The organism is Bacteroides sp. (assembly GCF_052357945.1).
Taxonomy (GTDB): domain Bacteria; phylum Bacteroidota; class Bacteroidia; order Bacteroidales; family Bacteroidaceae; genus Bacteroides.
In genome coordinates this window covers 1-13,567 of sequence record NZ_DAWCXD010000132.1, presented here as the reverse complement: position 1 = coordinate 13,567, position 13,567 = coordinate 1, and the positions used below count along the sequence as shown (strand labels likewise).

Here is a 13,567-nt window from a genome sequence, read left to right as displayed (position 1 = left end):
TTTAAAGGTGTTAGTAAGTTTCTTGTCAAACTTGAAAAGCGTTGCAAATTTCGCACTTTTTTCCGAATTATGAAAATTCTTCTGTTGTTGTTTTTAAGACAAAAAGAAGAAGAAAGAAAAATTAAGGCTACCTCCCGGTATAGGAGATAGCCTTAACGTTTTCTTCAATGAGTGAATCGATATGATAATTCTAGGGATTTTGTTCCCAGCCTCCACCAAGAGCCTTATAGAGTTGAACTACCGCAATCAACTCGTCACGGATAGCATTACTCAACCCAATCTGTGCATCAAAATATCCACGTTGGGCATCCAATACGTCCAGATAATTAATAACTCCATTGATGTATTGCAGTTGTGCCAGGTCCATGTAGCTCTTGGCCGAACGTTCCAAATTGGCACGAAGTTCGTACACTTCCTTGATCTTGTTGAAGTTGACAATCGCATTACGTGTTTCCTTGAAAGCTTCCAATACGGCTTTTTCATAACTATGTACTTCAGCTTCATAAGCTGCCTTTTTTGCTTTCAATGCCGCACGGTTCTTTCCCCAACCAAAGATCGGAGTCAGCAAAGCTCCTTCCATCACTGCGTATGGAGATTTCAGGAGTTCCGACAAAGAGGTGCTTTCACTACCGAAACCACCTGTCAGGGCAAGACGCGGGAACATATTTGTATAAGCCACTCCCACTTTCGCATTGGCAGCAATCAATTTCTGCTCTGCCTGACGAATGTCGGGACGACGTTCCAATAATGTAGACGGCAATCCAACAGGAAGCGTTTCCGGAGAATTGAATTCCTGAAGCAAACGGGAACGGGCTATCTTATTAGGATATTCACCGGCAAGATAGGCAATATCGTTTTCTTTCAAAGAGATTTTACGTTCGAGGTCAGGAACCAAAGTTGCCGTACGTGCCAACTCCACTTGTGCCTGTCGATAGGAAGTCTCGGAAGTCAACCCGCCAGCAAACCGAATACGTGCCAAACGTACTCCTTCTTCACGGGCTTTCAATGTTTGCTTTACAATGTCCAATTCTGTATCTAAAGCAACCAATTCATAGTAAGCCTGTGCCACTTCAGCAACAATCGTCATCCGCAATGCGCGTTGCGCCTCGATAGATTGCAGATATTCGGCAATACTGGCCGAACGTGCCCAGCGCAGATTTCCCCAAAGATCGAGTTCCCATGAAACGAGGAATTGTGCTTCAAAGGTATCTGATCTCTTGAAAGCGTCTCCTCCATGATTTTCAAGTTCACGTTCTGCCGTTACTTTTCCTTTGATATCCGGAAGTAACGCAGCGGTGGAAATACGTTTCTGTGCTGCCATTTCTTTCACACGGGCAGCGGCAATCAGCATATCCTTGTTGTGATCCAGTGCACGTTCTATCAGACTTCTCAAGGTAACATCCGTATAAATATCCCTCCAGTCCTGATCGCCGAAGCTGATCGAGTCTTGCGCTCTTTCCAAGCTGTCGGGCAAATGAAGATCAGGACGGACATAGCTTTTTCCTACCTTGCAGGAAGTCAAGACTCCGGCAAGTAACAGGATAGCAATATATAGTTTCTTTCGTTTCATTACTTCTTATGTTTTAAAATTTTCGACTTTGTTTTATACACCATCACAAAGAAGAACGGCACAAGAATGATACCGAATACAATGGCAAATATCATTCCGAAAAATACACCTGTACCGATTGCCTGCCGGCTTGCCGACCCCGGACCGCTTGCCAATACCATCGGAAGCATACCGAGTACGAATGCGAGAGAGGTCATCAGAATCGGACGGAAACGTAATTTGGCCGCATAGATAGCCGACTGCACCAGGTCTTCACCTTTATCTACCTGTACTTTTGCAAACTCGACAATCAAAATCGCGTTCTTGGCAGCAAGTCCCACCAACATTACCAGACCAATCTGGAAATAGACATCGTTCTCCAATCCGCAAACCCAGACTCCTAAATAGGCTCCCAAAGCGGCAACAGGTAAAGAGAGCAACACGGCAATAGGCACTGTCCAACTTTCGTATTGAGCAGCAAGGAAAAGGAAAACAAACAGGAATACCAATGCCATCACCATACCTGTCTGACCTCCCGCCTGCTTCTCCTGATAAGAAAGACCACTCCATTCAAGACCGATATTATCGGGAAGATGGTCACGAGCTATCTGTTCCATGATCTCCATCGCCTGTCCGGAACTATATCCCTGTGCAGCTGCTCCACGGATAACGGCCGTAGTAAACATATTGAAACGTTTAATACTTCCCGGTCCTGTGGTATAGGAGGCATTTCCTAAAGAAGTCAACGGTACCATCGCTCCATTGGAGGCTTTCACGAAGAACAGATTGATATTGTCTTTGTGTTCCCGGTAAGGAGCTTCCGCCTGAATGTAAACCTTATATATACGGTTGAACATATTAAAGTCGTTCACATACACCGAACCGGTATAAGCCTTCATGGTAGAGAACACATCAGCCAGTGGCACACCCAGCATCTTTACTTTGTCACGGTCTACATCGAAATAGAGTTGTGGTATTTCCGACTGCAAAGAAGATGACAGACCTGTCAGCTCTTTGCGCTTGGATGCGTAGTACATTAATGTATCTGCCGCGTCTACCAAATTATCGAAAGTGGCTTCTCCACGGGCTTCCAACTGCATTTCAAAACCTCCCGAGCTACCCAGTCCCGGAATAACCGGAGGAGTGGACAGATAGACTTTACATTCGGGATATTCCCTCAAATGTTTTTCCACCGTATCCATAATCTTCTCAATAGTGGTGCTCTTCCGCTCTTCCCAAGGTTTCAGGATCACCGTCAGTTCAGCACGTCCCTGGTTACTTCCAACACGCGGACTACTTCCCGTTACGTTCTGTATATATTCAATATATGGATTCTTTTCCAAATAAGCAATGGCACGTTCTGTTACGATACGGGTACGTTCCAAAGTAGCTCCCTCCGGCAATTCCAATTCAATCTTGAAATATCCCTGATCTTCCACAGGCAAGAAACTGGTCGGAATAATGCGGTGAATCAGCATAATAGCGATCAATACCATACCAAAAGCACTTAAAACCCGGCGAGGATGCTTGATCGTACGAGTCACGGCAGCCACATATTTATTGCTACCGATGCCCAGCCATTCATTAATCTTCCGGAAAACGATATTCTTTTTCTTTCCGTTATCCGGCTTCAAAATCAATGAACACATCACCGGGCTCAATGTCAAAGCCACTACCGTGGAAATAAGTACGGACACTACAATGGTCACCGTAAACTGGCGATACAACTGCCCCGTAATCCCACTTAAAAAACTAACCGGAACGAACACCGCTGCCAATACCAGTGATGTGGCAATCAAAGCACTAGCAAGTCCGTTCATTGCTTTCTTCGTCGCTTCATAAGGACTTAGATGTTCCGTTTCCATGATATGCTCCACACCTTCCACTACCACAATCGCATCGTCCACAACAATACCGATAGCAAGAATCAATCCTAGTAATGTCAGTATATTCAGCGAGAAACCGAAAATCAACATGAATCCGAAAGTACCGATCAATGAAATAGGCACCGCTACTACCGGAATCAACGTTGCACGCCAGCTCTGCAAGGATAGATAAACGACCAATACAACTAATACCAACGCTTCAAACAACGTTTTATATACTTCATGAATAGATTCAGAAATATAGGTCGTCATATCGAACGGAATCTCATAGCTCAATCCTTCCGGGAAATTCTTGCTAATCTCATCCATAGCCTCTTTTACCCTCTCGGCTACTTCCATCGCATTTGCTCCCGGCAGCATATAAATGCCAAGCACGGCAGCATTCTCACCGTTGATACCACTTTCCGTATTATAGGAGGAGGCCTCCAACGATACACGCGCCACGTCTTTCAATCGGATAATAGACCCGTTGGCATTGGCACGCACTACAATATCTTCAAACTGCCCTACGGTAGACAAACGTCCTTGAGTTGTAATAGGAATGGTAATATCCAGTCCCTGTACCGGCTGTTGTCCCAATACACCGGCTGCCGATTCACGGTTCTGATCCTTCAATGCATTCTGTAAATCCTGCACGGTCAGTCCAAAGTTTGCCAACTTATCGGGTTGCGCCCATATCTGCATCGCATAATAGCGGCTACCGATATTAGATACACGTCCAACCCCAGGAATACGGCGAATTACATCGAGCACATTGATAGTAGCAAAGTTACTCAAATAAATTTCGTCGAACTTCGGATCAGTAGAAGTCAAACAAAGCGTCATCAACTGACTGGGAGCCTGTTTTTCTACCGAAATACCATTCTGAATGACTTCCGCCGGCAGACGGGATTCCGCCAATTTCACACGGTTCTGAATCTCAACGGCTGCCAAATCCGGATCGGCAGATACGTCAAAAGTGACCGTTGCCGAAAAACCTCCGGAGTTAGAACTGTTTGATTCCATATAAAGCATACCCGGCGTACCATTGATTTCCTGCTCAATCGGAGTGGCTACCGCCTGCGACACGGTAAGTGCGCTAGCACCCGGATAGGATGCACTGATCTTCACTACCGGAGGGGTAATCTGCGGATATTGATCCACCGGAAGCATTGTCAGGCCAATAATACCGACAATCACAATTACGATGGAGATTACAGCCGAGAAGACCGGCCTATCTATAAAAAAAGTAACTTTCATCGTTTATTCTCCTTTCGCGTTATCACCCAAACGTACTTTCATGCCCGGAGTCAACTTATGGAAACCTTCTACAACCACCATTTCTCCTTCTGCCAGTCCTCTTTCTACCACCACATTATTCCCGACTTCCGGTCCTAACTCGATAAAACGTTTCTCTACCGCATTATCTTTGCGCATGGTATAAATATATGCTCCACCCTTTTCAATGGTAACGGCTTTCATCGGAACAACCAGTGCACCTTCACGAACATCCAACAACAACTTTACCTTTGTAAATTGTCCCGGCAACAATACTTGTTTCGGATTCGGCATTTCTGCACGTACAGAGAAAGTTCCGGTTTGAGGATCGACCTGCGGTTCGGCAAAATCCACATATCCTTTAAATGGATAGACGGTATTATCTGCCAATGTAATGGTAATATTCGGCTGCCAGGAACGAGTGGAATCCTGTTGTCCCAAATTAATGTTTCTTTCTTTACTCTTCAGATAATCGAGTGCTGTCATACTAAAATCGACCAACACTGTATCACTCTTCACAATGGTAGCAAGCAATGATTTTCCACCGGGTCCTACTAACGTACCCAAGTCCACATTTCTTTCACTAATGTGTCCCGATAAGGGCGAACGAACAATGGTATACCCCAATTCCAGTTCAGCTTGTGCCAAATCCGCCTCACTCATGGCTACTGTTGCCTCGGCACTTTCATAAGCTGCTTCCGCATTATCCAAGTCCAACTGACTAGCAGCGTTCTGCTCAAACAACGGACGGATACGCTTTAAATCACGTTCCGCTTTCAAAGCCTGCGCCTCGTCTTTTTTCAATTGCGCTCTGGCTTTATCTGCTTTGGCACGATACTGGTCTTGGTTAATTACAAACAAAACCTGATTCTTATTGACGTATGTCCCTTCGGCAAAAAGCATATTTTCCAGATAGCCTTCCACACGGGCACGTACTTCGACAAACTGTTGAGCACGAATACGTCCCACATATTCCCCGTATATCTCTACGTCGTCTTTCACTACCGGTTCAACAATAACTGTCGGCATTTCCGGCACAGCCTTCTGAGGGCGGGTCAATATCCAATACACACCCAGTACAACTACCACACATATAATAGCAGCAATGTTTCTCTTCCTCCTCAGTTTCAACTCATGTTTCGAAAAGAATAATCTCATATCGAATCTTAATTATTTAATTTAACTTATGTTTGTTCTATACTCTTACTACAATTTATGTGCCAAAATACAACATACGCATTATACACTTACAACCAAAGCGTTACAGTTCTACTTTTCACGGCAAGTGTGGAAATCCGCTGTATTGTGTAGAAATTATCCACATTTCCGACTTTTGGAACATTTTTTTTAGTTCCCATTTCAACAACTAAACAAATTATGCTCTACATTTGTATTATATTAAATATCAACACTAGACCATATCCTAATGAAAAAACAAATCTTTTCAACATTAGTTTTATCAATTGGCTTGTTATTGCCTTTTTCCCTGCATTCTCAAGAGCAAAGAAAAAAGGTGGGTGTCGTTCTAAGCGGCGGCGGTGCCAAAGGAATGGCACATATCAAAGCACTAAAAGTGATCGAAGAAGCCGGAATTCCTATTGACTATATAGCCGGCACCAGTATGGGAGCTATCGTAGGCGGTCTGTATGCCATCGGTTATACTACGGAACAATTGGACAGCATGGTACGAAAACAAGATTGGACATTCCTGTTGAGCGACCGTATCAAACGAAGTGCCATGTCATTGACTGATCGTGAGCGGTCTGAAAAATATACAGTCTCTATCCCTTTCACCAAAACTCCCAAGGATGCTGCTACCGGAGGACTCATGAAAGGACAAAATCTGGCTAACCTATTTTCAGACCTCACTGTAGGGTATCATGACTCTATTGACTTCAATAAACTTCCCATTCCATTTGCCTGTGTAGCGGCCAATGTTGTCAACGGAGAGCAAATTGTATTCCATGACGGAATACTCTCAACCGCTATGCGTGCCAGTATGGCTATTCCGGGTGTATTCACTCCGGTACGGCAAGACAGCATGGTATTAGTGGACGGCGGCATTGTAAACAACTATCCGGCAGATGTTGTGAAAGCCATGGGAGCCGATATTATTATTGGAGTAGACGTGCAGAATGCTCTGAAGAAGGCTGACAAGCTCAACAGCGTCCCCGATATTCTGGGGCAGATTGTAGACATCACCTGCCAGTCTAACCACGAAAAGAATGTAGACCTCACAGACACTTATATCCGTGTCAATGTGGAGGGATATTCATCCGCCAGTTTTACCCCGGCTGCCATCGACACTCTGATGCGAAGAGGCGAAGAAGCGGCTAAAGAACAATGGAATTCGTTGCTTGCCTTGAAAAAGAAGATAGGAATAGCCGAAGATTATACTCCGAAACAACATGGCCCTTATTCCTCTCTTTCCAATGCACGCACGGTTTATGTGACGGACATCTCATTTTCCGGTGTAGAAGTGGATGATAAAAAATGGCTGATGAAGAAATGTAATCTGAAAGAAAACAGTGACATAACCACTCAACAAATAGAACAGGCCTTGTATCAATTACGTGGTAGTCAATCCTATTCCAGTGCCAGCTATACATTGAAAGAAACTCCTGAAGGTTATCACCTCACCTTCCTGTTGCAGGAAAAATATGAAAGAAGAATCAATCTGGGCATCCGTTTCGATTCGGAAGAAATCGCGTCTTTGTTGGTGAATGCAACGGCAGACCTCAAAACTCATATTCCTTCCCGCCTGGCTCTTACCGGTCGATTGGGTAAACGATATGCTGCCCGCATAGACTATACGCTGGAACCCATGCAGCAACGTAATTTCAACTTCTCGTATATGTTCCAATACAACGATATCAACATTTACGAGGAAGGTGACCGTGCCTATAATACAACGTATAAATATCATCTGGCAGAATTCGGTTTCTCCGATGTATGGTACAAAAATTTCCGCTTCGGACTCGGTCTGCGTTTTGAATACTACAAGTACAAAGATTTCCTGTTCAAGAAACCTGAAATCTCCGATCTGAAAGTGGAATCGGAACATTTTCTAAGTTATTTTGCCCAAGTGCAATATAATACTTATGATAAAGGACGCTTCCCTTCTAAAGGAAGTGACTTCAGAGCTGCCTATTCGCTTTATACGGATAACATGGCACAATACAACGACCACGCTCCATTTTCAGCATTGAATGCTTCGTGGGCAAGTGTCATCCCTGTGACCCGCCGTTTCTCCGTCATTCCTTCCATTTATGGACGTATCCTGATCGGAAGAGATTTTCCTTATCCGCTGCAAAATGCCATTGGCGGTGACGTACCCGGTTTCTATATTCCACAGCAATTACCATTTGCCGGGGTCACCAATCTGGAATTGATGGATAACACCATCATGATTGCGTCTATTAAGTTCAGGCAACGGATGGGAGCCATTCATTATCTCACACTGACGGGTAACTACGGGCTAACGGATAGTAATTTTTTCGATATATTGAAAGGCAAGCAATTATTCGGCGTTAGTGCAGGTTATGGAATGGACAGCATCTTCGGACCATTGGAAATATCGTTGGGATACTCCAATCAGACGGACAAAGGAAGTTGTTTTGTGAATTTAGGGTATTACTTCTAGTCAAAAAAGAATATAATAACACTCCAAGGAAGACAGATTTTAGCAATACTACTTCGCGTAATACAATATTTTCAAAAAGCAAAAGAGGAGACCGCTTCACAGTGATCTCCTCCCTCTATACTCTATATGAATATGCCCCAAAGGGTTTATTAAAAAAGGAACATATTCAAAAGGGTTTTATTAAAAATATTACATATCGATTCAATGAATCGTTTCAAATCATATCAACGATCTTCACAGACAGTTGATATTCAGGGAAATGTGCATCAAAATAAAATCTGATGCGTGGCCCCGATTAGGTAAAGATGTACCTCTGTACTTTTTCCTAATCGGCTAAGGCAGGGATTCAATGCTACAAACGAATCCAAGCCCCTTACTATAAAACATCTTAAATACTACCACCCTTACCGCCGCTATGTGTCGGATTATAAGTAACCGTCTTATATTGATGATCCGTTCCGGTATAACGAGTTGCTGTAATCGAAACCGTCTTGTTTTGACCATTAAACTTTACATTAGCCGTCAACGTGGTAGTACGAGCTTTTGCATAGCAAGTATAACTCATAGTGGTGTATCCGTTTACATTTACAGTGTTATAAACACGTTCAGTTTCCGTAATGCCAGATACCGATCCCATTAATGAGAACATACGAGTTTTCATGAAAGCAACCATTGCATTCACCGTTTTTGTATCGCTCTCACTAGTAGTAGCTCCTAATTGCGATTTAACTTCAGCAACAAGACCAGCATCATTCTTATCATAGTCCCAACCAGACTTTTCCTTATATTTCAGTTCAATACCAGTCACTGCTTTAGCATTCTCGCTATTATCACGACTAGCTTGCCCTAGAATATTAGTTGTCACAGTTTCATTACTAATCTTGCTGTATACTTTATTTTCTATTGCATAAGCAGAGAAGTGATCGACTTGGGCTGTATATGCAGTGACAGCTCCATTTTCTGTAGTAGAAGATATATTTTTAATTACATTTCCATCATTATCTTTTGCATCTCCCCATTCTCCTGTATCTGGATTCTGATAAGTAAGTATCATATCAGCATCAGCAAATGTTATTCCAGGGATAGGATTAGGAATAGAAATCGTAACATCATTTTTAAATTTCAAACCAGACGGTTCAAATTTAGCAGCAGCTAAAGGAATGCTTTTTTCTATATTTTGATTCACTTCTTCAGCCTTCACTTCAGTAGTCACTTCTGCAGGAGCAGGAACAAAGGTTGTTACACTGATGTCTACTTTACCATCTTTAACAATTTCTGCATTCTCTCCTGTTGCCTCAATTGCACCTGCCGGTATTGCCAATTCGACTTTTACGAGTGGTTTATCCTCTACCACTTCTTCCGGAGCAACTTCTCCCGGCTCTTCAATTGCCAGATTCGATTCACTCTTATCCTCTACCTTAGTTTCTTCTGCTGCCGTTATTGACACAGTCTCTTTCGGACTCTCCTTTGTCAGAGCCAGAGCTACCGTTACCACACTACGATTCTCCGCATTATCTGCAATGACAACTGACGTTTTCTGTGAAAGATATCCATTAGAAGACGCTTCAATACTATAAGTACCTGTAGCACTTTCTGTAACAGAGAACTTACCATTCGAGTCGGTTGTGTAATTTTTACTACCCACTTTTACCTTTACCCCATTCATTGCTTTTCCTCCAGAAGTCACCGTACCCATAATGTAATACTCCACTACCGGTTTTGGAGTTTCAATTACTTCCCCTTCTGCCGGTTTCGGATCGTCATCATCATCGTGACAGGCTACTGTCGCAAAAGTTAACATACCCAAGGCTATCGCCATGGCACCCACATAAAACCATTTTACACTTTTCATAATGTTTCAATTTTGTTAAAAATACTAGTTAAAATATCAATCATGTTTCACTTCTCACTCGTTTTAATCAAATAATATCGAATATAATCCGGCTGCCAGAAATGTGAATTCTCTGCCGACTTAGGTTCAACACTATAACTTTCGCCCAACGAACGATGGGCATATTCATTCCCGCTACGCATATCATACTGAAAAGCAAAATATTCGGGAAGCATTACCCGTAGCAGATGTCGCTTGCGTTTCTTTCCCGGTAATGGAATAGAAAAGTTGAATCCTGCATTCGTTGCTCCATTTGTATACATACCATATATACCTACAATATATTCGCCGAAGTAGCGTGAAAGAGTTCCGCGTACTCCATAATCGCCATAAATAAAGCGATCTCCTTCTACTTTTACCAAGGTATTCACTTCCGGAATATAATATCCTACGCTAATCTGTCCATTGACTCTTTTCCACTTGCTCATTTTCCATTCGCTACCATAGAAATGAGCAGAGCCGGTTATTCCTCCTCCACCTTCTACCGTCCACCGACCATTTGCCGAAAAATAGCCGATGCCTGCTGCAAGTCCCTGGCGATCATTGGAGAAGCTACCGCCTGTGAGGTATCCTTTCCAATGATTAGCCAAGCGAAAATCCTGTCGCAAAGCCATGAATCCCAAGCGAACGCAGTTCCACTTACCATCTTCATTACTTACAACAGGTAAAGAAACCTGCATCCGTAGCGAAGCTCCTTTCCATAATTGCATTTCCAGGGCAGGTTGCAACTCGAGAGCCGCCTTATACAACTTATAAGTTACATTATTGACTAACATCACGTTGGGATATACTACCAAATCCATCTTACCGAAAGAACTTTCTTTTCGCTTTACACCTTTCAGCTGACGCACAGCAGTTTCGGTAGAAGTAGTCATCCCCATCTTACGATACACTTCATCCAACGCACATTCACCGGACTGATATTTTTGAATCAATTCTGCAGGGATGGTTATGCATAATTGTGGTAAGGCATTATCTAATATAAGTAGCTGCAAAGTCGGTATTTCCAGTATAGTAACCAAATGGCGTATGGCAATACCGATTCCATTATAAATACCTCTATAAGCAGAGGTCTCAAAAGCCGCAGTTATCGTGTCCCTTTTCTCCACAACTGAAATATTCTCCATATCCAACTCTTTCAGTGTCTCACTCACACGAACAGGCTGTGCCTGTAACAAAGAAATACCACAGAGAAAAACAGCGGTCACACTAACAATCCTTTTCATCTTCTTTTAATGCATTAATGTACATTCATACCGCAGACCGGCGGAAACACATGTAAATTCACGAGTAAACACATTGACGGACAAATGCTTCCAAAAGCGCATGGCAGCACCCATATTCCATCCACGCGTATCATATTCCACCATCAACTTCAATTCTTTGCAAAAAGAAGGCGTATAGCGGACACCTCCGAAAGGTCCTTTATTAAATACACGACAATCACCTTGATGAATATACCATCCGGCCGTTACAGCCAATTGGTCTCCCGAACGAAACCCGATAGTCTTTGTCAACACACCATAATAAGCTCCCCAATACGGAGTCTTCTTCTCCGTCAAAAGATCATCTCCACCAATCACAACAGCTGGGAAATAGCGACTTTCTTTTAGCGGACGAATACGAATCGTATTAGAACGGTCCTGATTATGATAACCCGTTCTGCCTGTACCGGTTGTCATTTTGAGTAATGTCATCCGGTAAGTGAATTCGATAAAAGAAAAAAGAGTCATATCTACAAAATAGTTCATGGTAGGAAAACTGAAAACCGATGGAGTAACTTGCTCGGGTAAGAAATTGACTCCTCCCATAAATGTACCGGTCTCCTGCATTTCAGCGGTAGGTATCATCAACTGCCCCGTTGTTCCCATGGAATATTGCGCGTGAACCAGACCGCTCATCGGAATGAGTATCAGAAATAGAATACTACCTTTTAACGAAATAAATGGCTTATTCCTAAAAGCCGCTTTAGTTTGTTTCATCTTTATTTGTATGTTATACTTTTAAATAGAGATATTCTCAAAACTTTTTTGATTAATCCACTATTTTTACCTTATATAATTCTGTTACTTCTTAGGTAACAGTAAACACACAACCAAGACCAATCGGAATGAGAATAGAGAAAAACATTGACAATTACAGTGATAGAAGAGTTTTTGCCTTTAGCGAAGGGGGAAATTCTTTTTAAGACAGGACATATAAATCAGAGGGCATGAAGATATGATTATTTCATGTTCGAATTTTTTTTTGCCGTATGCATCAGATAAAACGAAAAAAAAATGGGGGAATATTTGTTTGCTATTTATATTTTTGTCTATCTTTGCGTCATATTTGATTCCGTTACCTAAGAAGTAACAGATACATTTAAATACTGATTATTAAAGTTTTGTCTATCTATTCCTACTTACATTGTAATTTTTAACGTAAGATAAATTCTTTCTATTTACTTCTGTGCGTTCTCTTAATCCAAAGCCTTTCAGATATATTTGTGTGGTTTTAATAGATTTGTGTCCCAACGATTCACTAATCATTTCAATCGGAACTCCGCGATACTTGGCAGTAGTAGCCCAAGAATGTCGGAAGGTATATGAAGTGACGGGCGAATTCAAGCGCAACACTCTCGCCAAATCCTTCAAAGAATTATTAAAACGACGAAGAGCAGACTGATATTCTTTATATGCTTTTTCATCTTTCCGCTTCTTATCACCATGCAGAATATCGAATAAATAGTCGGGACAATCAGGAAGAGCAGTTTTATTGCTTCGAAGCTGATTCATCATCTCTTTTGCACTTTCCAGAATTTCCAGGCTTATAGGTGTTTTAGTCTTGATACGGTTATATTGAAGCACATTCCGGTCTAAAGCCGATTTCTCCAAATGCGCCAAATCCGCGAATGACATTCCACAGAACTGAAACATCAGAGCTGCAATCGTCTGCGTACGACGCAAACGTTCGGATTTCGGGTCTTCATACAGTAGTTTGTGCAATTCGGTCACAGGCAATGCTTTCTTTTGCCGGATATCCACGCCTGTATAGACATCATGAAACAACCGGGGAACATAAGGGGCACTTCCCGCTTCTACTCCCCGATTATAGATACTACGCAACATACGCATATAAGTAGAAACCGTATTGAGCTTTAATCCGGACCCGTAAAGATGCTGTCCATAGCATCGTAAACATTCCCGGGTGACTTGCCTGAACGATATGTTCCATGTTCCACAAAACTTACTAAAAGAAAAAAGAGCATTCTTATAAACATGAGCGGTAGAATATCGCCCTTCTTTTCGCAAACGCTCAATGTACGCTCCGGCACATTGGCTAAATCCATTTTTATTCAT

The 13,567-nt window shown here is 42.5% G+C and carries 8 protein-coding genes; 1 reads left to right on the top strand and 7 read right to left on the bottom strand.

Features of this window, described 5'->3' with window-relative positions; all coding sequences use genetic code 11:
- Positions 1-190: 190 nt before the first annotated feature.
- The 3 genes from ACT8YW_RS18235 to ACT8YW_RS18225 are packed head-to-tail and all read right to left on the bottom strand — an operon-like array spanning position 191 to position 5,850.
- Complete coding sequence (locus ACT8YW_RS18235; RefSeq protein WP_444106626.1) at positions 191-1,570, bottom strand: efflux transporter outer membrane subunit; 1,380 nt, start codon at positions 1,568-1,570, stop codon at positions 191-193.
- The gene (locus ACT8YW_RS18230) at positions 1,570-4,674 is read right to left on the bottom strand and encodes an efflux RND transporter permease subunit (protein WP_444106624.1); all 3,105 of its coding nucleotides are present in this window, start codon (positions 4,672-4,674) and stop codon (positions 1,570-1,572) included. Before ACT8YW_RS18230 ends, ACT8YW_RS18235 begins: the two co-directional genes overlap by 1 nt.
- A gap of 3 nt (positions 4,675-4,677) precedes the next feature.
- Positions 4,678-5,850 carry an efflux RND transporter periplasmic adaptor subunit gene (locus ACT8YW_RS18225; RefSeq protein ID WP_444106622.1) on the bottom strand — a complete coding sequence of 391 codons (1,173 nt, stop codon included), beginning with the start codon at positions 5,848-5,850 and terminating at the stop codon, positions 4,678-4,680.
- Positions 5,851-6,118: 268 nt separating this feature from the next.
- On the opposite strand from ACT8YW_RS18225, the gene ACT8YW_RS18220 reads away from it, so the two are divergent.
- Positions 6,119-8,335: a patatin-like phospholipase family protein gene (locus ACT8YW_RS18220; protein WP_444106620.1), complete on the top strand. Its 2,217-nt coding sequence runs from the start codon at positions 6,119-6,121 to the stop codon at positions 8,333-8,335.
- Positions 8,336-8,723: 388 nt separating this feature from the next.
- Here the strand turns inward: ACT8YW_RS18220 and ACT8YW_RS18215 are convergent, their stop codons facing one another.
- The 4 genes from ACT8YW_RS18215 to ACT8YW_RS18200 all read right to left on the bottom strand — a co-directional run.
- Entirely contained in the window at positions 8,724-10,187 is a 1,464-nt protein-coding gene (locus ACT8YW_RS18215; protein ID WP_444106618.1) for a carboxypeptidase regulatory-like domain-containing protein, read from the bottom strand.
- A gap of 47 nt (positions 10,188-10,234) precedes the next feature.
- A complete protein-coding gene (locus tag ACT8YW_RS18210; protein ID WP_444106616.1) occupies positions 10,235-11,452 on the bottom strand; it encodes a hypothetical protein in 1,218 nt (405 codons plus the stop codon).
- A 6-nt stretch (positions 11,453-11,458) separates the two neighbouring features.
- A complete protein-coding gene (locus ACT8YW_RS18205) occupies positions 11,459-12,208 on the bottom strand; it encodes a YjbH domain-containing protein (RefSeq protein ID WP_004325599.1) in 750 nt (249 codons plus the stop codon).
- A gap of 408 nt (positions 12,209-12,616) precedes the next feature.
- Positions 12,617-13,567, bottom strand: a 951-nt coding sequence (locus ACT8YW_RS18200) for a tyrosine-type recombinase/integrase (protein WP_444106614.1), incomplete at its 5' end; no start/stop codon positions are given.